The organism is Aliikangiella sp. G2MR2-5 (assembly GCF_015687155.1).
Lineage (GTDB): Bacteria > Pseudomonadota > Gammaproteobacteria > Enterobacterales > Kangiellaceae > Aliikangiella.
The window spans coordinates 252,032-273,429 of record NZ_JADPQF010000001.1 but is presented as its reverse complement, the minus strand read 5'-3'; the positions used below and the strand labels follow the sequence as shown (position 1 = coordinate 273,429).

General features: G+C 40.5%; 22 protein-coding genes. All 22 read right to left on the bottom strand.

What is annotated here, in order from left to right:
* Positions 1-36 precede the first annotated feature (36 nt).
* Positions 37-2,139: a flagellar biosynthesis protein FlhA gene (gene flhA, locus IYN84_RS01145; protein ID WP_196137339.1), complete on the bottom strand. Its 2,103-nt coding sequence runs from the start codon at positions 2,137-2,139 to the stop codon at positions 37-39.
* A 45-nt stretch (positions 2,140-2,184) separates the two neighbouring features.
* Positions 2,185-3,312, bottom strand: a complete 1,128-nt coding sequence (gene flhB / locus IYN84_RS01140) for a flagellar biosynthesis protein FlhB (RefSeq protein ID WP_196137338.1) — start codon at positions 3,310-3,312, stop codon at positions 2,185-2,187.
* Positions 3,313-3,315: 3 nt separating this feature from the next.
* On the bottom strand, positions 3,316-4,095 hold the full coding sequence (gene fliR, locus IYN84_RS01135) for a flagellar biosynthetic protein FliR (RefSeq protein WP_196137337.1): 780 nt from the start codon (positions 4,093-4,095) through the stop codon (positions 3,316-3,318).
* 11 nt (positions 4,096-4,106) lie between these two features.
* Positions 4,107-4,376, bottom strand: a complete 270-nt coding sequence (gene fliQ / locus IYN84_RS01130; RefSeq protein ID WP_196137336.1) for a flagellar biosynthesis protein FliQ — start codon at positions 4,374-4,376, stop codon at positions 4,107-4,109.
* Positions 4,377-4,389: 13 nt separating this feature from the next.
* A complete protein-coding gene (fliP, locus tag IYN84_RS01125) occupies positions 4,390-5,124 on the bottom strand; it encodes a flagellar type III secretion system pore protein FliP (protein WP_196137335.1) in 735 nt (244 codons plus the stop codon).
* Complete coding sequence (gene fliO, locus IYN84_RS01120) at positions 5,124-5,525, bottom strand: flagellar biosynthetic protein FliO (protein ID WP_210330249.1); 402 nt, start codon at positions 5,523-5,525, stop codon at positions 5,124-5,126. The genes fliP and fliO overlap by 1 nt, the downstream gene beginning before the upstream one ends.
* Before the next feature lie 64 nt (positions 5,526-5,589).
* The gene (gene fliN / locus IYN84_RS01115) at positions 5,590-5,973 is read right to left on the bottom strand and encodes a flagellar motor switch protein FliN (RefSeq protein ID WP_196137333.1); all 384 of its coding nucleotides are present in this window, start codon (positions 5,971-5,973) and stop codon (positions 5,590-5,592) included.
* Entirely contained in the window at positions 5,973-6,971 is a 999-nt protein-coding gene (gene fliM, locus IYN84_RS01110) for a flagellar motor switch protein FliM (RefSeq protein ID WP_196137332.1), read from the bottom strand. Before fliM ends, fliN begins: the two co-directional genes overlap by 1 nt.
* Before the next feature lie 6 nt (positions 6,972-6,977).
* A complete protein-coding gene (locus tag IYN84_RS01105; RefSeq protein ID WP_196137331.1) occupies positions 6,978-7,481 on the bottom strand; it encodes a flagellar basal body-associated FliL family protein in 504 nt (167 codons plus the stop codon).
* Between the two features lie 360 nt (positions 7,482-7,841).
* Complete coding sequence (locus IYN84_RS01100; RefSeq protein ID WP_196137330.1) at positions 7,842-9,272, bottom strand: flagellar hook-length control protein FliK; 1,431 nt, start codon at positions 9,270-9,272, stop codon at positions 7,842-7,844.
* 194 nt (positions 9,273-9,466) lie between these two features.
* Entirely contained in the window at positions 9,467-9,802 is a 336-nt protein-coding gene (locus IYN84_RS01095) for an Hpt domain-containing protein (RefSeq protein WP_196137329.1), read from the bottom strand.
* Between the two features lie 33 nt (positions 9,803-9,835).
* A complete protein-coding gene (locus tag IYN84_RS01090; protein WP_196137328.1) occupies positions 9,836-11,527 on the bottom strand; it encodes a SpoIIE family protein phosphatase in 1,692 nt (563 codons plus the stop codon).
* Positions 11,528-11,562: 35 nt separating this feature from the next.
* Positions 11,563-11,865, bottom strand: coding sequence for an STAS domain-containing protein (locus IYN84_RS01085; protein WP_196137327.1), 303 nt, complete (start codon positions 11,863-11,865; stop codon positions 11,563-11,565).
* Positions 11,866-12,111: 246 nt separating this feature from the next.
* Positions 12,112-13,155 carry a chemotaxis response regulator protein-glutamate methylesterase gene (locus IYN84_RS01080; RefSeq protein ID WP_196137326.1) on the bottom strand — a complete coding sequence of 348 codons (1,044 nt, stop codon included), beginning with the start codon at positions 13,153-13,155 and terminating at the stop codon, positions 12,112-12,114.
* 48 nt (positions 13,156-13,203) lie between these two features.
* Complete coding sequence (gene cheD, locus IYN84_RS01075) at positions 13,204-13,839, bottom strand: chemoreceptor glutamine deamidase CheD (protein ID WP_196137325.1); 636 nt, start codon at positions 13,837-13,839, stop codon at positions 13,204-13,206.
* Entirely contained in the window at positions 13,839-14,687 is an 849-nt protein-coding gene (locus IYN84_RS01070; RefSeq protein WP_196137324.1) for a protein-glutamate O-methyltransferase CheR, read from the bottom strand. The genes cheD and IYN84_RS01070 overlap by 1 nt, the downstream gene beginning before the upstream one ends.
* A gap of 153 nt (positions 14,688-14,840) precedes the next feature.
* Positions 14,841-17,126 carry a methyl-accepting chemotaxis protein gene (locus tag IYN84_RS01065; RefSeq protein ID WP_196137323.1) on the bottom strand — a complete coding sequence of 762 codons (2,286 nt, stop codon included), beginning with the start codon at positions 17,124-17,126 and terminating at the stop codon, positions 14,841-14,843.
* Positions 17,127-17,184: 58 nt separating this feature from the next.
* Entirely contained in the window at positions 17,185-17,691 is a 507-nt protein-coding gene (locus tag IYN84_RS01060; protein ID WP_196137322.1) for a chemotaxis protein CheW, read from the bottom strand.
* The gene (locus IYN84_RS01055; RefSeq protein WP_246722563.1) at positions 17,684-18,235 is read right to left on the bottom strand and encodes a chemotaxis protein CheW; all 552 of its coding nucleotides are present in this window, start codon (positions 18,233-18,235) and stop codon (positions 17,684-17,686) included. Before IYN84_RS01055 ends, IYN84_RS01060 begins: the two co-directional genes overlap by 8 nt.
* Before the next feature lie 12 nt (positions 18,236-18,247).
* Complete coding sequence (locus IYN84_RS01050) at positions 18,248-20,389, bottom strand: chemotaxis protein CheA (protein ID WP_196137321.1); 2,142 nt, start codon at positions 20,387-20,389, stop codon at positions 18,248-18,250.
* Between the two features lie 77 nt (positions 20,390-20,466).
* Positions 20,467-20,829, bottom strand: coding sequence for a response regulator (locus IYN84_RS01045; protein ID WP_196137320.1), 363 nt, complete (start codon positions 20,827-20,829; stop codon positions 20,467-20,469).
* Between the two features lie 17 nt (positions 20,830-20,846).
* The gene (locus IYN84_RS01040) at positions 20,847-21,131 is read right to left on the bottom strand and encodes a lipid asymmetry maintenance protein MlaB (RefSeq protein WP_196137319.1); all 285 of its coding nucleotides are present in this window, start codon (positions 21,129-21,131) and stop codon (positions 20,847-20,849) included.
* Positions 21,132-21,398 lie beyond the last annotated feature (267 nt).

Sequence of the window (21,398 nt, the reverse complement as noted above, 5' to 3'; positions counted from 1 at the left end):
GATTACTTTCCATCAACCACAACTGGTTGACTCAATTCAGGTGAGATTGTCAGTGTTACCGACCGTTGCTATTACTTTAATCTGCTTGTTGTCCGGAATTTCCTGATAACTTAATACATGAAGTCCCTTAATTCCAAAGCGAGCAAATTTAGCTAAAGAAGGTCTCAGTGCTGGTGCGGTCAAAAGTATAGCCGGTTGACCTGCAGCTTCTTGTTGTTGAACAACAGACTTTAATGAAGCTTGCATTCGATCCGCTAAACCAGGCTCAATACCAACACTGTCACTGCCATCTCCTGCTAATGATTGTTGCAATATCTGTTCCAACTCAGGAGCAAGTGTAACGACGGGTATTTCTGGCTGTAACCCATTGATATTTTGAATAATTAATCGGCTCAGTGCGATTCTGACTGCCGCCGTTAAAATGGCGGTGTCTTGACTGCGGCCGGAATATTCCGCCAAAGTTTCGGCGATCGTTCGGATGTCTTTGATAGGCACCTGCTCGAGCAATAAATTCTGTAGAACTTTAACCAGAACGCCCAGAGAAATACATTCCGGAACCAAAGTCTCCGCCAGTTTAGGCGCAGTCTTGGCAAGACCTTTTAACAATTGTTCCGCTTCTTCATGACCGAACAGCTCCGCAGCATGGGACTGTAGTAAATGACTTAAATGCGTCGCAATTACTGTGCTCGCATCCACCACGGTATAGCCTAACGACTGAGCATTGTCCTTCTGCTCGGAATTAATCCAGATCGCTTCCAGACCAAAAGCAGGATCGGTAGTCTTAATACCATCGAGTTGTCCAAAAACCTGACCAGGATTAATCGCAAGCTCCTTGTCCGGGAAAACTTCAGCTTCACCTACAGTAGCTCCCAAAATTGCAATTCGATAAGCATTCGGACTAAGCTCCAGGTTGTCTCGAATATGAACCGGAGAAACGAGAAAGCCCAATTCTTGAGAAATCTTCTTTCGAACTCCTTTTATTCGTCCCATTAGTTTTCCGTCCTGATTGGGATCTACCATAGGGATCAAGCGATAACCAACTTCAAGTCCAACTTGATCAACTGGTGGTACATCTTCCCATGAGAGTTCCTTAACAGGTGCCGGTTCCGTCGCTTCAAGTTGTTGCGCTTCAACCAGTTCCCGAGTTTCCTCTTCAACTTCCTGCCTGTTCTGTACCAAGTACCCTAAGCCACCTGATGCTGCGGCTAAAAATAGAAATGCCAAATGTGGCATTCCGGGAATAATGCCTATAGTAAAAAGAACTCCGGAACATACATATAACGCTTTGGGATTACGAATCAATTGTGCCACTAATTGTTCGCTCATGTTTTGCGCCGCATTTTGGCGGGTCACCATAATTGCAGCTGAAGTAGAAAGTAGCAAAGCTGGAATTTGCGCAACCAAACCATCACCAATAGTTAACAAAGCGTAAAATTGCATTGCGGTTGCAAAGTCTAGCCCGTGTTGTCCCATACCAATAGCAACACCACCAAGGATATTGATCAAAAGTATCAGCAGGCCGGCAACAGCATCTCCTCTAACAAATTTAGATGCGCCATCCATCGCTCCGTAAAAATCGGCTTCCTGAGCAACTTCCTTTCGTCTTTCTCTGGCTTCTTCCTGTGTTAAAAGCCCGGCATTTAAATCGGCATCTATTGCCATCTGTTTACCTGGCATTGCGTCCAGGGTAAATCTGGCACTGACCTCTGAAATTCTGCCAGCACCTTTGGTCACAACAACAAAGTTGATAATCACCAAAATAGCAAATACAACCAGACCAACAGCATAATTACCGCCAATGACCACTGAGCCAAAAGACTCAATGACTGAACCAGCAGCGCCAGCTCCGGTATGACCATTGATCAGTACCACCCGTGTTGACGCCACATTAAGGGCTAGCCGCATCAAAGTCGTAACCAATAGGATTGTTGGAAAAACTGCAAAATCTAATGGACGACTTGCATAAACAGTCGCCAAAATAACAACCAGGGCTAAAGAAATATTAAAAGTAAACAGGATATCAAGTAAGATTGTCGGCATTGGCAAAATCATCATCGCCAATAGTACGAGTAATAGCAGAGGCGTTCCCAATCCGGAAAGGCTTCTGGAAGATAAATTTTGTCCTGCTATTTCTGCCATCTTTACTACTCTTATTTCAAAGTAACTATCAAAAACTAGATTGGATTAATGCTTTAACTCTTCTGGTATTGGTAAATTCCTGGGGGTTTTAGGCTTAGCCCCTTTTCCCTGATAATAACTATTTAACTGGAATACATAAGCCAAGACCTGCGCTACAGCCATATACAGCCCATGAGGAATTTCCTGGTCAAGCTCTGTTGTATGAAAGATAGCCCGGGCTAAAGGAGGTGCAGCCAACAAAGGAACATCATTGGCGATAGCAACTTTTCTAATTTGCATTGCAATCACATCGACACCTTTGGCAACAACAATTGGCGCACTTGACCTCATTGCATCATATTTAATCGCAACAGAATAGTGTTCAGGATTAGTCACCACAACGTCAGCATCCGGAACGGCCTCCATCATTCTTCGGTGTGCCATTTCATATTGCATCTGACGAACTTTACTTTTAACTTCAGGTTTACCTTCAGTTTCTTTAAATTCGTCTTTGACTTCCTGTTTGGTCATTTTTAGTTGTTTGGCATGGTTCCAGATTTGATAAGGTACATCAATCAGTGCGATAACAAGAAGAGACAGAGAAATTAAAAAGAAACTTCGTGCTACCAGATCCATAGCCTGACCAATACTCGAATACACGTCTCCGTTGCCTAATTGAGTTAGTTCAGGGAAAACATGACGAATGACCAAAAAGCCAACAAGAAAAACAACGAACACTTTTGCAAGCGCTTTAACCAGCTCCATAAGCGCATGCATACCAAACATTCGTTTGACCCCCTTTAGAGGAGACATTCGATCTAATTTTGGAGCCATAGCCTTCGTACTAAATGTCATTCCGCCGGTTAACATGGTCGATAAAAAAGTAACCGCGTAAAGCAATAAAAATATGGGAGCAACCGAAACCAGAACACCACTAATGAGTTCATACAACGCCTGCAACATTTGATTTGCTTGAAAAATATTTCTTCTGTCAGGAGAAAATGCAGACTTGGCTACCTGTGCAATTCCTTTTCCACTGCTAGACGAAAAAGCATAGAGAGTAAGTGAGGCAGTCATAAGTAATAACGCAGTAGTTAACTCTCTTGATCGCGCCACCTGCCCTTTTTCACGAGCTTCCTTCAGACGCTTGGGAGTCGCCTGTTCTGTACGTTCACCTGCAGGAGATTCAGCCATTTGTTAACATTCCAATGCAACCATCTCACACATCAATTCAGTTGCTCTGGACATTTGAGCTTCGAAATGAGGGAGAAAGAAATTCAAAGTAAACCAGATCAAAATCAAACCTGATACCATTGTTAACGGAAAACCCACTGCAAAAACATTGATCTGTGGTGCGGCTCTGGTCATGACTCCAAAAGAGATGTTGACAATTAGTAGCGATGCAATGCTAACAAGAGCCATCACCAATGCTGTTGCAAAAATCCATCGAGACCAACTTACAATTTGCCAGAACATTTCATAAGAAAAAGGAGAGTTCCCGACTGGTACAGAATAGAAACTCTCAACAACCAAACGAATCATTAACAGGTGACCATCAAAAGAAACAAAAAGAAGGGTACACATCATCAAAAAAAACTGACCAAGAGCTGGAACATTTGTTCCGTTAGCCGGATCGACTAAAGATGCAAAACCTAATCCCGACTGCATAGCAATAATTTGTGCACCTATTACAAAAGTTTCAAGCAGTAATCGCGAAACAAATCCCATTACCACACCAATAATTGTTTGCTCAATTACTAACAGAGCAGCTTGAATCCCGAAAAGCGGTATCGAAGGACTTGCCGGAAGAGTTGGAGCAACCAGCGCTGTTATAGACAAGGCAAATAATAAACGAAACCTCGCGCTGACATTCTTTGAACCGATTAATGCCATAGTCATCAAAAAGCCGGACAAACGGGCAAATGGCAAAATGTACATTGCCATAACTTCCAAAATTTGTTCCGCTTGAATATTCATTAATATAGCCGTCAACCGATAATTTCGGGAATAGAAAGATAGAGCTCCTGTGCAAACCCAATCAGGGTCGCGAAGATCCAGTTTGCCAGATACATTATGGTCGCAAGAGTTACCAGAAGTCTCGGCAGAAATGATAGAGTTTGCTCGTTAATACTTGTAGCAGCTTGAAAAATTGCAACTAGAAGACCGACAATCAAACCAGGTGTAATAACGGCGCCAACAAGCAAAATAATAACGTAGAGTGCGTTTCTAAATACTTCAACAACCGTTTCAGGGCTCATTAGTATTCTCCACTTAAGTAAAGCTATTTGCCAAAGTGCCGACAACCAACGCCCACCCATCGACAAGAACAAACAACATTATTTTAAAAGGTAGAGAAATAATGAGAGGAGACAGCATCATCATCCCCATCGCCATCAAGATACTTGCAATAACCAGATCGATAATCAAAAAGGGAATAAAAAGCAGAAACCCGATTTGGAAGGCTGTTTTTAATTCGCTAATAATAAAGGAAGGAACAAGGACCTTAAAAGGAGGTAGTTCACCTTCTTCAATTTTTTCTGTGCCCGACAAATCCATAAATAGAACCAGATCACTTTCTCGAATCTGCTCCAGCATAAACTCACTAAATGGAATCTGAGCTTTATTCAATGCTTCTGTAACAGAAATAGTATCACTAATATAAGGTTGAACCGCCTCGTCATTAACGCGCTCAATAATTGGTGACATAATAAAAAACGTCAAAAAAAGACTTAATCCTATTAATATCTGATTACTGGGAGTTTGTTGCATACCTAAAGCCTGTCTTAAAATGGCAAAAACAACGGTAACCCGGATAAAGGACGTCATCATCATAATAATGGCTGGCAGAAAAGTCAGTAATGTCATCAAACCCAGCACTTGTAAAGTAATGCTGTATTCCTGATTACCTGACTCATTGGTCTCTACTGAAAGAACGGGAATTCCGTTGTCAGCAAAAACATCTGGAATTACGAACAACAGAACAAAAAATATAATTAGCTTTCGCATCACTCAGTCTCTCCCGCTTGCTTTTTCTTGAAATTAAGCGCTGAGGGTTTAACCAGTTGCTGCATTATCTTTTCAAAATTCAGAACAGTTTTCTTGTCCTCGATGGGATGTTCCAGCTGTGTTAGCATGCTAATGTTATTTGGGGTCACTCCAAGTAGTAATTGCTTATCCTGAACTTTTACAATTAGAAGTTTTTCTTTAGGACCAATTCTTTGGCATTCCAATACTTTAAGCAGGTTGTTCTGGGGCGTAAAATTGGTGAGCTTCTTAAGAAGAAAGGCCAGAAAAAAAATTATTGTGATAACGCATAGCAACCCTAATAGCATTGGCAATAAGCTATCAACCGGAGTTACTTTCTCCAATTTTTCTGCCGAGGACACATATCCGGAAGAAATCAGCAAAAAGATTCCTGCAAATTTGCCAATTGTTGAATACGCGCGAAACAAGACCAAAACTTACTCCTAACTACTTTAGTTTCTGTATTCTTTCTGCCGGACTCATAACGTCCGTTAGACGAATACCATACTTTTCGTTGACCACAACCACCTCGCCATGAGCTATCATAGTTCCATTTACCATGACATCTAATGGTTCACCTGCAAGTCTGTCCAGCTCAACAACGGAACCTTGAGTTAATTGCAATAAAGTCCGTATCGGTATTTGGGTTCGCCCAACTTCCATAGAAAGAGAAACAGGAATATCCAAAATTACGTCGAGTCGCTCATTATTCTGTCCTTGAGGCTTAGCGTCTTCAGTCAAATTCTCCATTTCGGCTGCCCGCGCTTCGGCTTCAGCCTGCTCATTCATTGCGTCAGCCCATTCGTCAGTTTCGTTGTCATCACCAGCCATTACTCGTCCTCAATAATTGTTCTCATAATATGTTCACGTGAAATTTCTTCGATTATCTTAAGTGCCAGATAACCATTGGAAGTACCATAATTAGCTCTAAAACAAGGAGTATCCGCTGCTCTTAAAGTGACATGCTCAGGCATCTCTATTGGTATGATGTCACCTTCCTTAAATTCCATTACATCTCGTAAACTCACTTCTGTTTCTACTAAAGAAGCACCTACTTCAACCTGTGCCGTAAGTACCTCTTCTCTGAGTGCATCAGTCCATCGCTCATCGACATCATCTCTATCACTTTGAATGCCCGCATCGAGCTTATCTCGAATCGGCTCTAACATCGAATAGGGCATGGTCACATGAAAATTGCCACCTCCCCCATCAAGCTCAATATTGAAGCTACACACACACACCACTTCTGAAGGACTGACTATTGTTGCTAACGCTGGATTCACTTCAGAATCCATATACTCAAAATCAACTTTCATCACTGGAGACCAGGCTTCTTTCAAGTCAACAAAAGCCTGCTGCAAGAGTATTTGAATAATTCTTCTTTCAGTTGGAGTAAATTCTCTACCTTCAATTTTTGCGTGAAAGCGACCATCGCCGCCAAAAAAGTTATCTACCAGAATAAAAACCAACTTGGCTTCCAAAGTAAAAAGAGCAGTCCCTCTTAACGGTTTTATCTTAACCATATTCAGACTAGTTGGAACAAACAGACTATGAACATATTCACTGAATTTAATCATCTGAATGCCATTTACAGAAATTTCAGCACTGCGTCTCATCATGTTAAATAGACTAATTCGCATGTGCCGTGCAAAACGCTCATTCACCATTTCCAGCGAGGGCATACGCCCACGTACGATTCTGTCTTGTGAAGAAAAGTCATAAGGACGAGCTTCGGAGGGATCAAGCGAGTCTTCCTCAACATCGATATCACCATCATCTACACCATGAAGTAGCGCATCAATTTCGTCTTGGCTTAATAAATCTGACATATTCGCTCACTGCATAACAAAACTAATAAAAAGCACCTTTTCAACCAGCGGTTCTCCGACTAAAGTTGTCAGCGAAGCCTGTACTGTTTCAAGAGACTTTTGCTGTAAAGCCACTCTACCTTCCGGCGTTCTTAGCTCATCGGCAGATTGCTGACTAACCAGCATTAAAACGTCGTTTTTCAATCTTGGCATATGATCTTTAACTGACTTCACCGCATCGTCGCCTCTAACCATAAATGACATCTTGATTTGAACTGTTCGATTCTTTCGCTTCCCGGCAATATTTGAAGTTATAGCCTCTGGTACAGCTACATATTGAGCGGGAAGCTTCACTTCTTCTGCGGCTTCTTCCACTTCATCACCTGAGCCGCCAGCAAAAATAAAATATGCAGCAACGCCGGCACCAATGAGCAAAACAGCTGCTGCACCGATAAGAATAAATTTTTTGCTCAACCCACCCGACTCATCTTCTTCGATATCGAGTTCCAGGTCTTGATCTTCGTTTGCCATGAACACTCCTAAATTGTTCGTCATTTATTCGGAATTAAAACCATACTTAAACTGCTCAAAAACCGTTGAGTTCGGCTATTTTGAGCCTCTGGTTAACCAACTGCCGATTTATCTAACGCCAATTTATTGATTGATTCAATTTACCTTTAAATATAAGCAATAGATAAAATGCAAAACTCATACCATACAAGCTTTATAAGAATAAAACTCTGTATTTCAAAGAGTTACAGGGGCATTAAGAAAAGTATAGTCAAAAATCTGGCTTGCGAATAAAAACTTGGCAAAGGAAAGCCAAAATTCTGACCTAACGAAGATTAAGGAGTTGCCCCCGAAAATTTTGGGGGCTAAGAATTTAAAGTCTCAGGTATAGGTATCAATAAGAGCGTTATTTTCAATGACGATTGAAGACTCATTTTCGTCACCGACTTCTTCGATGCTGTCAACCAGTTCATCTGTACTTTTCCCATCCTTAGAGTGAGATTCTTCCTGTTGGTGTCTGACCTCAGTATCCGCGATATTAATTCCCTGCTGATTAAGCATTTCTCGCAGCTTACTCAGGTTCTCATCGATTACTTCCTTTGTTGTTTGTTGTGAAACCTGAAATAGAATACTTGTTTCACCATTGGTATGATGGACCTTAACACTAAGCGGCCCCATTTCTGGTGGATCCATCATTATTTCTGCACTTGATAGTGACTGTCGAAACATCCACTTTACTCGTAGCGACAAGTCAGACGCAAAGTTATTTCTGAGATTAAGACCCTGTGGAAAAGCTTGTTCCATTGCTGGCCTGTTCACTGAGCTCAACTCGGCCTTCTGCTCACCAATATTAGTAACACTTAAGCCGGAATAAATATTTTGTACTGTTCCTGTCTCAATGTTACTTCCAGACCTCTCACTTCCAGATATCAAGCGTGAGACCTGGCGCAAACTATCTTGCTTTGCGTTAACCATAGACAATAAAATGTTCTTTTCTGGTGAAATTTTTAACTCACTGTCAAGCTTTACACCTGTCGAGTAATAGTCATTTTTTTCTGAGTTTTTACTTAAAAAAGCATCGCCTTCAAGCACCGCTTTATTGCCAAAACCAGGACTTTCTTTTTGGACCAGATTAAAGCTTTTATCTTCGACTTTTGTATCTTTTCCAGCCAGCTCAAGCTTTCGAAAAACAACGTCTTTTTCTTCTCCGTTTTTCTTCGCTAACACCACTGCACTTCTTTCAAATTTTGAAACATCTTCAGCCGAATTTACTTTTGTTTCAATCGTTGTCTGCCCGAAGCTTTTGTTCTCCGGGCTTTGCATATTAATAAAGTCTCTTAATTTTTCGATCGCAACTTCAATGTCTTTCTCATTGATACTCTCGATATCCTTTCCGCTTTTTAGCTTGAACAAGTGTTCGTCGAATTTCTGAAGATCTTGTTTGAAAAATACTGGCACTTCAGAACTTGAAGTTGCTTCATCGCTAAGGAAGATCGAACCTGTCACTAAAAGAGGTAATGTGTCGCTCTCTTCGGGCTCAAAGCCTGACTGGGTGTTTTTTTCCAAGTCAGGCGGAAAAATATTGCCGTCGGCAAGGATGATGGGATTACCTGGTTTCTCATTCAGAGTCTCCTTACCATCAACAGCCAATATAAAGTCTTTTATAATTTGAGCGAAAGCCTCCCCCTCTTCGCCTTCCACACCGCTCGCTTCTAACTTATTGAAATCAAAAAATAAATCATTATTTTTTGAACTGGGAGCACTGCCAGTAGTAAATAAAAACTGCTTTAAATCCATAGGAAGATTATTCATAAGTTTCAATCCCGTACACCTAACCACCAATTATTCGGGTGCCTGTTCGTATAAATTGATAAATTAAAATAGAGGTAGTAAATACTGTGCAAGGGCAATGCCAGGTTAAGATATGTTTAAAATGAGCAAGGAATCGGGAAGCAGAGAGGTAGCTAACTATTTTTTATGTCGAGAGAATAAAGTCCCGGGGACGGTTAAAACTGTTCGCTTAGAGATTTCAGGGTTAATTCGAGCATATCAACTATCTGTGCAAGAAGCTCATTGCTTTCCTCAAGCTTTCCTTCCCGAGCCTGTTGTTCGAGAGTTTCACATAGGTCGGCCAGCGCTTTTGCACCAACATTCTTACTACTACCTTTAATGCTATGCGCGACTCGCCTGATATCCTCTGCATTCTTTTCTTCAATAACGACAGACAATTCTTTGATTTTTACTCGGCTATCAGCGGCGAAAGTTTCCAACAAAAAGTCAATATCATCGCCCATAATTTCCTTAAGTTCAGCAATTACCTGTGCGTCGAATAAGTTACTCACTTGTGCCTCGATTGAAACTTTAAATATTAAAAACTACTCTTCATCATGTGGTCGCCATCGATAGGTTGCTCGAATATGCCTACCTTCGTCAAAATGTTCCAACTTTTCACATAGGCTTTTTAATAGCGGCAATCCCCTTCCACTATAGGTCTTACTTCCAGCTTCCAAAACTTTTTCGAAATTAAAACCACTCCCACTATCCTTAAAGTCAAACACCAGCTCTCCTCCATCTTTTAGAGGCTTATGATCAATTGACACCTCGACAAAACCATCAGTAAGTCCCATAACGCCTTCGGTTCTCATCTGGTAATACTTGGCAAAACCTTCGCTACCGCTTTTTATCGAGGAATCCAATCCTAATACACCATGCTCTAATGCATTGTTATACAGTTCCGAAACTATGGTGAACAAACGAGAACGATGAGAGTTCAGCTCCCGACATTCGAGCAATGTTTGTAAAAGCATGGGGATAGGATCAAATCTTCCCAAAGACTTTCCTCTAAGGCGCAGTCTGATATTGGAGTCCAGCGTTCCAGTTTGTGCATGAAAGCTACTATCCTCTGCGTCAGGATGTAGCAAGTGGTGATGTGGAAAAGCTACTTCCAGTAAACTTAAATCATCTCCCTGTTCAGCGTCATTGGTATATTCAACGATTTGTTCTACCAGAGCATCACACAAATTATCTTTTTGCAGATTATCCTTGATATAGGCGAGCATACGCTCTTCACCGTACATATCACCCTGCTCATTGGTTGACTCAATTATACCATCGGTTACTGCCAGCAACTTATGATGCTTGGTAAAACGAAAAACGCTTGGCTCAACCTTGAACCTTTGAGGCGACTGAACCCCCAGCGGCAAATGGCATGATTGAACCATCTCTATATCGCCCTTTTCCAAATCGAGCAGATATGCCTGTGGTGCTCCAGCATTCCAGATAGTTATTCTCTCTTCCAAAGTATCGATATCAGCAATAACGACGCAACAGAAAACGCCTCTGGGCAAAACAGAATGAAGTCGCATATTCATTTCTGTCATTACATCTCTTATTGCAAAGCCTTTTTTAGTCATGCCATAAAAAATTTCTGAAGTAGGCATTGCACCAATAGCTGCAGGCAGACCATGTCCGGTGAAATCAGCCAACATGAGCCGCATACCACCCATGGGAGGTTCTGCTGCGAGCATTAGATCTCCATTAAAAATAGACATGGGAGATAAATGGTAGTGAATATTTTCAGCAGCTAAACACCCCCTGTGAGCGATATTATTAAATATCTTTTTAGCTGCCTCCTGCTCTTGAATCAGGTGTTCATTATGAAATTGAATTTCAGACTTTTGTGCCTCGATAGTCTCGTACAGATTAGAAATTCGACTAAATGCATTGACCTTGGCTTTAATAATTACCTTGTTAATCGGTTTGGAAACAAAGTCATCACCACCACAGTCAATACATTTGGCTAAATCATATACATCAGTCAAAGAGGTGAGAAAGATTATAGGAACCCAGCGAACCTGCTTGCTTTCCTTAATAACTGACGCAACTTCATAACCATCTTTGTCAGGCATGAGAACGTCGAGAAACACGAGAGCAGGAGAATGCTCGAAGAAATAGTCAATGGCTTGCTGGCCAGTTCCTGCCTGAACGACTTCGTGTCCTTCTTGCTCAAGAACTTTACACAGGATCAGGCGCTCAACCTTGTTATCATCGGCAATTAGGATTTTCAAAACAGACGGTACTAAATTGTATAATTTATAAACAGCTAAATCTTAAATAGCTGTTCAAAGTTTGAGATCGTCAAGATTTTTCGAATATCTTCATTACAGTTTTTAAGCGTAATGTTTGCAGTATCTCCACCAGCATGATCTCTGAGTAAAAGCAGCATCCCCAAAGCTGAACTATCAAGATAAGTGGTTTCGGCCATATCTACGATAATTTCCGATGGTGTAGGTGTGAGCTTTTCGTACGAATCTCGAAATGCCTGGTGAGCACTGAAATCAAAGCGTCCATTAATAGTGATCGTGAGTACCTTTCCATCAGCAGAAAGATTTGAACCGACAGACATACTTATAAACCCCTTTTTTCGAATATATGAGTAAACCTTTGTTATCGAAGGCTTTATCAGAAAAACCACTTAGCTCTAAGCATAGAACAATCTAAGTCTTTTGACTAATTTTTTTATTCAAATCATTACTTAGACCTCATTATCTCTTACAGAGATTCCCCAAACTAACTTGAATCTCTGCAACAAATGAAAATGGCGAGAATTCCAGGCGCTCTTTACAAGAATTATTTTAAATAATAGTCTGGCTCACTCTGACAATAGCTCAACCAGAGTTTCGGGTATCCTGCTTAAAGATACTACCCGATTTACTGCACCCATTTTTACAGCGGCCCCCGGCATTCCCCAAACTACGCTGGACTCTTCATCCTGAGCAATTGTTATTGCTCCATGAGTTTTGAGGTTAAGCAGCCCTTTAGCGCCATCTTGCCCCATTCCGGTCAGTAATATGCCAATACTTTTTTGACTCGCTGCATTTGCCACGGAATCAAATAAAACATCAACTGATGGCTTATGCCGATTTACCGGCTCTTCATCGCTCAGGTAAGCAAAATATGCAGCTCCGTTCTTTTTAACTTTCATGTGCATATGTCCAGGCGCTAAATATGCACAACCACTCTCCAGTATCTGCGGAGTTCGAACTTCGATAACTTCAATAGCAACCTCAGAGTCCAGCCGCTTGGCATAAGAGGTAGAGAATACATCAGGAATGTGTTGTGCCATCACTATCGGTGGAAGATTCGTAGGAAGTCGTTTGACCAGGTTTTGAATTGCTTCGGTACCACCGGTTGAAGCGCCTACCGCAATAATTTCAAATGCGGAATTCCTTTTTAACAAGGAAACATTACCCTTCTTTGTCAAATTACAGTAATCCAGTGCATTACGATTACACTTTGAAGCTTCCTTTACTTTTCTAATAAGCTCCTCGGAAAGCTCCTTTAGTTTTTCTTTAACTTCAACCGTTGGTTTAGCAACAAAGTCAAAAGCCCCCGCAGCTAATGCGTCTAAAGTTACCTGGGCGCCATCCTGAGTCAGCGATGACACCATAACAACAGGCATTGGCCTTAATCGCATAAGATTCTTAAGAAACGTAATACCATCCATTCGAGGCATTTCAACATCCAGCGTTATCACATCGGGATTATATCTTTTGATTTTTTCTCTTGCTTCATAAGGATCGTTAGCCGTCGCGACAACATTAATATCTTCATCACTTTCCAATATTTGGGACAACAGCATTCGAATCAAAGCTGAATCATCCACAACAAGTACATTGATTGAAGCAGTCGCCATCTTGATTTTCTATTCTCCTAGAGAAGCCTGTGGACAACAATCTGTAGTTTAATCAAATAATTCAACATCACTTTTAACTTCTTCTTTTGAAATTCTAGAAAAGTAGTTTTCATCCCTGGTTTCGATAGTACTATTGTGTGTAGTATATAATTTCTTAATCATTACTTTTCCCGATTTAGGTGAGTAGAGAACTTTTCTAGGATAATTCCCACCAACATCTTCAGCGATCAATTTAAAGCCTTCTATATCAATGTAATCACGAATAAATTGAATATTTCTCTTACCAACATCAGTCATCCCTTTCATGACTTTTCCACCACCAAATATTTTTATTTCCAGATTTTCTCTCTTACCGCCATTGCGCAGAATGTCATTTATCATCTGTTCCATCGCAAAGTTTCCATACCGAGCAGCTTCACTTAAGTTGGTGATGGCCATGTTCTCATTCTGTATCGGCAACATAAAGTGATTCATCCCCCCAATACCAATTACCGGATCTCGGATGCATGCGGAGATACAAGAACCAAGCACTGTTGTAATTAGCTCATCATGCCCAGTGACATAAAACTCTCCTGGTAGTATTTTTGCAGTAGGCTTACCGGTTTTTTTATCCCAGTAACGATTAATATGGTTAAATTCTTGCCAACACGATGGTAGATTTTCTCTATCAAACCCAACAGTCATCAGTACACCTTTCGATAAGTAGTTCTACCAATTGCTGAAAATACATTTTTAGCGGCGCTTAAATTTTCTGAATGCCCTAACATTAAGCATCCATTGGACTTAAGCAGATTTTCATAGCGGGAAACTAATTCTTTTTGTGTCGGTTTATCAAAGTAAATCAAAACATTTCTACAAATAATCAAGTCAAAAGGACCTTTCATAGGCCATTCATGCATGAGGTTCAACTGCTTAAAATAGATTTTACTTTTGAGTTCTGGCACTGCTTCTCGCTCATCGACTTGACAATTTTTAGATTTTACAAAACATTTTTGATACTGAGACTCAACCGACTTCAATTTATCTTCCGAATATACTCCTCTTTTACAAGTTTGCAGGACATTAGTATCTAAGTCGGTCGCCAATATTTTAAAATCTATATCACTCGGTTTATTTGCAATCGATTGCCATACCATTGCAAGCGAATAAGGTTCTTCTCCTGTCGAACAACCGGCCGACCAAAAACGTATTCTTTTCTGTCCACTTTGAATTAGCTCAGGAATATATACATCTTTTAAATAGTCAAAATGATGACTTTCTCTAAAGAAATGAGTTAAGTTGGTCGTCAATGCATTAATGAAGTTCACTTTTTCTTCATCATCTGACTCGAGTAAGGCTATATAAGAATCAAAATCTCTCATACCAAGCCTTCTGATTCGTCTCGCTAATCGAGAATAAACCATGTCAGTTTTTCTGTCTGACAAGCTAATACCAGACAGTCGATTGATCAGGTCTACAATTCTCTCGAAGTTTCTACGGGTAAAAGTAAACTCCCTTTTAACCAGTATTTCAGAACCGTCTAGTCTACCCATTCAAGTTTGACCAATTTCATGTTTGACCAATTTCAAGCATAAACATATATACAAAGTGATTTACTTGAGCCTAACCGCTAGCACTTTAAAATAACGGTCTATATGCTAAATAACATAAACAGCATCAATCGCTATTCCTGTAAATATATCAAGCTAAAACTCTTCCCATTCCTCATCGAGAGGTTTATTAACTTTCCTTGGAGATGGACTAGAAGTACTTTTTACTGGAGAAACAATATCGGCCCCCCTGCTTCCGTATTCATCTCCAGTTTTAAAGAAGCTCATTAACTCCATTAGATTACTGGCTTGCTCATTTAAAGATTCAGCAGATGCCGCAGCCTGTTCTACCAGAGCAGAGTTTTGCTGGGTCATATTATCCATTTGCGAAACGGCCTGATTAATCTGTTCTATACCCGAGGCTTGCTCTTCACTTGCATTTGAAATTTCGCTAACCAGTTCACTGACATTTCGCACTGAATCAACAATTTCATTCAGCCTTTGCCCAGAGTCATTCACAAGTTGACTTCCCTGATCTACTTTATTAACGCTATTGTTAATAAGAGATTTAATATCCTTGGCGGCGCTAGCACTTCTTTGTGCGAGATTTCTTACTTCTGCAGCTACCACAGCAAAACCTCTTCCTTGGTCACCTGCTCTGGCAGCTTCAACAGCAGCATTTAACGCTAGTAGATTAGTTTGGAATGCAATTTCATCAATTACACCAATAATGTCAGAAATTTCCCTGGACGCGTCGTTAATTTCTTTCATCGCCTGAACTGCATCAGCAACAACCTGTCCTCCACTTTCCGCTAGTTTCTCGGTACTTTTTGAGAGTTCATTGGCTTTAGTGGCAGAAGATGCATTCTCTTTCACAGTACTGGTTAACTCTTCCATGCTCGAAGCTGTTTCTTCAAGGCTTGAAGCCTGTTCTTCAGTTCTCTGACTCAGGTCAGTATTACCTTGGGAAATTTCTTTGGCCGAACTTGAAACATGAGCTGATGTTTCCATGATTTCACCGACCATATTGCGTAGATTATCGATGCTGGTATTGATGGAATTTTGTAGTTGTTCAAACATTCCATGATAGCTTCCATCCATACTCTTTTCTAAGTTGCCTGCAGCTAACTGCTCTAAAACAGATTGACAATTTGTTATAGGCTCAACAACCGTATCAAGCATCTCATTTATTCCATTTGACAGGTTTTTCATAAACCCTTCAAATTCATCTGCATTTAATCTTTCTGTTAATTCTCCACGTGAGGCTTTGGCAATCAGATTTTCTACCTGCTCTTGAGCTTTAACCTGTTCAGTAGTATCTATCCATTCCACAGCTGTTCCCAAGTGATTATCACTGCTATCTTTTAGGGCGACAGCAATTAAATCAAAGTGCAATGGACCAACTGTAATGCTCGCTTCGTAAGGCAAGTTTTCCGGCCGAAGAATATTTCTCTGATGTGCAGGATTTTTGTGAAACTCATCAAAACAAGTCCCTATCAAAGTATCTACAGAAAACCCAGGAAGAACAACCTTTAGATCATCTTCCCTTCGCCTTAGCATTTTTTCAACCGCAGGATTAAGGTAATTAATAACTCCATCCACATCAGCCATCATAATATTTGTTGACATTCCCTCCACCGCAGAAACTAGCCTTCCTACTTCTCTTTCCGCAGCGACTTGTTTTGTAATATTCGCCCACTCCAACGAAGATCCTACATGTGTTCCCTCATTGTCGATAATTGCGCAAACATTAAGCTGGATCGAATACTCTCCGATAGTAATTACTGTACGATAGGGCATATTACTGGGATCAGAAAGGATCTTTCTTTGATGTTCAGGCTTCTTATGAAAATCATCAATACATTTTCCTATCATATATTCACTGGTGGCTTCAAAGCCTGGCCAGATTTTTGCAAAAGCGTGTTCTAGCTCTTTTAATAATTCGTAAGTAGCTTTATTACAAAAGGTAACACACAGGTCCTTGTCCACCATCATAGTGGCTGTTTGCGATCCATTAACAGCAGCCTGCATTCTTGAAGCTTGATGGAAAAGTCTCGTTTGTTCTGTAATATCCGAGGCAAACTTTACAACTTTAAAGGGCTTGCCGCTTGAGTCGATTAATGGATTATAAGATGCCTGAATCCAGATCTCCTTTCCATTTTTCCCAAAACGTTTAAACTCTTTAGAAAAAAACTCCCCTCTATTAAGCGCACTCCAAAATTCTCGGTATTCAGAACTTTCAGCGTACTCAGGATCCACAAACATACGATGGTGTTTTCCCTTGATTTCATTCAAGTCATATCCCATTACTTTCAGAAAATTTTCGTTGGCAGTAATGATTGTGCCATCCATATTAAATTCTATTACCGCTTGAGAACGTCTTATGGCATCAATTTGAGCCTCTAGTTCATTATTTTCCAGGGTTTTACCATCAGTTTCCATATCAACACCTTGCTCTTAATAGTAATTTTATTTGAATATTAAAATTATTAAGTTAATACTAATTCTGTAAATCATCGAGATTGATGAGTTTGCCCAGATCGAGTAAAACGATCATATTCTCTTCAACTTTAGCAATTCCTTTCATATAGCGGGTATCTACCCTATTTCCAAAGCTTGGGGCCTCTCGTAAGTTATCTGAAGTGATATCATAGACATCCGATACAGCGTCAACCACGATCCCAACAATTGCTTGTTCAGCAGCATCTTGAATAAAAGCTCTGACAATAATGATTACTGTGGTTTTGTCATACGTTACGGTTTTATATCCGAATCGCACTCTTAAATCAGCAATCGGAACAACAGTGCCTCTCCAATCGATAACCCCTTTAATAAACTCAGGAGTATTTGGAATTGGACGCGGCTCAACCCAGCCATGTATTTCCTGAACAGCAAGAATATCAACTCCGTATTCATCTTTATCCATCAGAAAAGTTAAATACTGGCCATTATTTTTCTCTCTGTTATCGACAACCAGTTCTCTTGTCGTTTCTATAGTATCAACCATTGACAACCTGTCCTCCCGAATACGGGTGCTTGATTAAGTCGAGTTTTAACAAGTTATCCAAATTTAAAAGTGTCACTGCGTTTCCTCCCACAGTCATGATTCCCGATGTAAAGCGACTATCGATATCGCTTCCATACTCAGGTACATCACTAATTTCAGACTCTTCTAAGTTAAATACATCTGACACACCATCAACCACGCAACCCATTAGACAATCCTTACCATTATTCCGGTTTTTTAGAATAATAATGACTGTTGTCGCATTGTAGTTAACCTTCTTAAATCGAAAGCGCATTCTCAAATCCATAACAGGCACTATCGTTCCTCGAAGATTCAATACACCTTTTATATATCCAGGAGAATTGGGTAAGAAAGTGGGGACTTCCCATGCTCGAATCTCCTGAACTTTCAAAATACTTACTGAAAATTCCTCTTCACCGACGATAAAACTCAAATACTGAGAACCGGTTTCATCCGCCATCATATCGGTATCTGAATAAGTTACTTCTTGATTCTGGATGACTTGAACAATTTCGGAAGACATAAGTAAATCCTGTTAAGCGACTCGATTACGATTTCTTGTTGCTCTTTCAGAAGCTCGTTTCGAAAGTCCAACAATATCCAGAATAAGAGAAACTCGTCCGTCCCCTAATATTGTCGCTCCAGAAACGCCTTGAAGAGATTTGTAGTGAGTTTCCAAACTTTTAATCACAACTTGTTGCTGCCCCAGCAACTCGTCAATTCTCAATGCTATTTTTCTGTTTTCACCTTCTACGATCGCTAGAAGGCCTTCGTCGACGCTAGCCATAGGTTGTTTGATTTCAAACTCATCGACAAGATTTAGAATAGGAATATAATCATTGTGAAGTTTGTATACAGGCATATCACCCGCAATTCTTGAAATATCAGTGGTAGAATAAGGTACCGACTCAATAATTGAGACCAGAGGCAATACGAAAACTTCACTTGCCACTCGAATGAGTTGACCATCCAGAATAGCCAGAGTTAACGGCAACCTGATTGTGAAGACGGTTCCTTTACCGGGTTCAGATTCGATATCGACACTTCCTCCCAGATTATTAATATTTCTTTTGACAACATCCATTCCCACACCGCGGCCGGAAACGTCACTAACAACTTCAGCAGTCGAAAATCCGGGCTCCATAATTAAGGATAAAATCTGCTCAGGCGGCATCTCTACTCCATCAGTAATCAACCCTTTATCGACGGCTTTTTTATAAATGATCTCAGGGTCAATTCCTTTGCCATCATCACTCACCTCGATGACAATATTTCCCCCCTGATGAAATGCATTTAAGGTAAGGGTTCCTTCTGCTGATTTACCTGAATCAACCCTTTCTTCTGGTAACTCTATACCATGATCTAATGCATTTCTTACCAGATGAGTCAAAGGATCACCTATCTGTTCCATAACCGTCTTGTCCAACTCAGTAGACTCACCTTTGATCTCAAGGTGAATTTTTTTACCTAGCTGAGTTGATAGATCTCTCACCATTCGCGGTAGACGATTAAAAACAAAGCCTATAGGCAGCATACGGATACGCATAACACTTTCTTGCAGTTCTCGGGTATTTTGCTCTAGCTCACTAAGTCCAGATACAAGTTGATTTATCTTAGACATGGAAAAATTATCACCTAGCTCACTAAGCATTGACTGGGTGATAACTAGCTCACCAACAAGATCGATTAAAGTATCAACTTTATCGATACCTACTCGAATAGAAGCGGTTGATGCTGCCTTTTTGTCTGCTACAAATGACTTTGTTTTTTCGGTTGTAACCATTGTAGTATCAACAGCGACTGCAGTAGGCTGCAGTGAACTAGTACTAGTTTCTTCAAGATTTTCCTCTATTTCAATATCAGTGGACAATTCAATACTGCTTTGTTCAGATTGATCTGCATGGGAGAATTTTTCTTTGTTTAGAGATTGACGGCTGTCTGCCACACTAATCTGAGAGATAGTTAATTCACAGTCATCTTCGACCCATTCAAAGACCTCCATAACAGATTCTTTATCGATTTCAGAATCCAATTCAAGATTCCAGGAAATATGACATGACTCTGGATTTAATTCTTCAAATTCCGGTACCTGGCTTAAATCAGCGTGAACTTTCAAAGCACCAAACGCTTTTAACTCGCGAAACATCCTGAGAGGTTCATTGCCTGTTTCTAGAATATAGCTTTGAGGAACAAACTGAATTTTCCAAAGCATTTCATCACTATTTTTTTCGCGCCCTTCCTGTTCTTGATTTCCCAGATTAGCGATTGTTTCTCCGCCTGCACTACTATTACTCTCGCCTCCAAGCAGTCGATTAAACATATCGATCAGCTCAGTATGTTCATTACCTGCAGAATCGCCATCCTGAATCCTATTGAGCATTCCTCTTAGGCAATCTACCGATCGCAATAGCAGGTCAACAACCTCCTTGGTCACTGGTCGAGCGCCTTCTCGCATTTCATCTAGCAGAGTCTCTAAAACATGAGTAAAGTCTGAAACTTCCTTAAAATTAAAGGTTGCGCTCCCGCCTTTAATAGAATGTGCAGCTCTGAAAATAGTATTAATATTTTCTTTATCAGAATCTTCTTCCAGATTTAGAAGTTCCTGCTCCATTGTATCGAGCCCTTCTAGACTCTCCTCAAAGAAAACCTGGTGAAACTGCCTTAGATCAATTTCCATGATTTCAATACCCTGGTTCCAAATATGCGTTAGATGACAAAACGATTATCAAAACTTATAAACAAGAATAGCTAGCATTACCCAACAACTTTATTGACAGTCGCAAGTAACTGATCCGGATTAAAAGGTTTTACAATCCAACCCGTTGCTCCCGCGGCTCGACCGGCTTGCTTCTTGTCAGTTGATGATTCTGTGGTCAACATTAATATAGGCGTAAATTTATAGTCTGGTAATCCGCGTAGCTCTTTCACCAGGGTCAATCCATCCATATTAGGCATGTTTACATCGGAAATGATCACGTCGAAAGAACCCGATTTGGCAACTTTTAGTGCTTCCACGCCATCAGAAGCTTCCGCCACGTCAAAGCCTGCGGTTTTGAGAGTAAAGCTCACCATTTGCCGCATCGATGCAGAGTCATCGACAGCCAGTATTTTTGTCATTTATAGATCTCCGGTTTTTAAGCAACATCCAGGTAAAGGGCTTCTTGCATTCCAAGAATCTCACTCGCCTGTATCAGGGCGTCACTTGGCTTCTGCCAATTTACCCGATACCCATTTTTTTCAACTTTTTGAATAAAAGCGTATATAAGCTGGAGTCCCGCAGTATCTGCTTTCTCAACCTTGTCAGATATTAGAACGACTGAGAGATTTTTAGCCAGAGCCCCTTCCAATCTTGCTTTCAAGCCGGCAACATTCATGATGTCCAGGGCGCCCCCCAGGCTAACAGTTGTTTTTTTTCCCAAAACGAACTCCTTTTTTATAGCCTCAAGCTATATGCTATTCTCTTTTGCATATACTTAGGTATAGCAGAAAAATGATATGTTAGACCGAATATTGACTAAATTTTTTACTGGTTAGAGGCTGGAAATATACTGGATATCCCTTTTCAGACATGATGAAATGAATACTTTAATTACCAAAGAACAAGAGGCCTGAAGGGAAGCAGCGATATTCATTATCGGTTATGAAAAACAGCTTTCTGACAGAGTGCTGTCAAGTAGCCTTAAGTT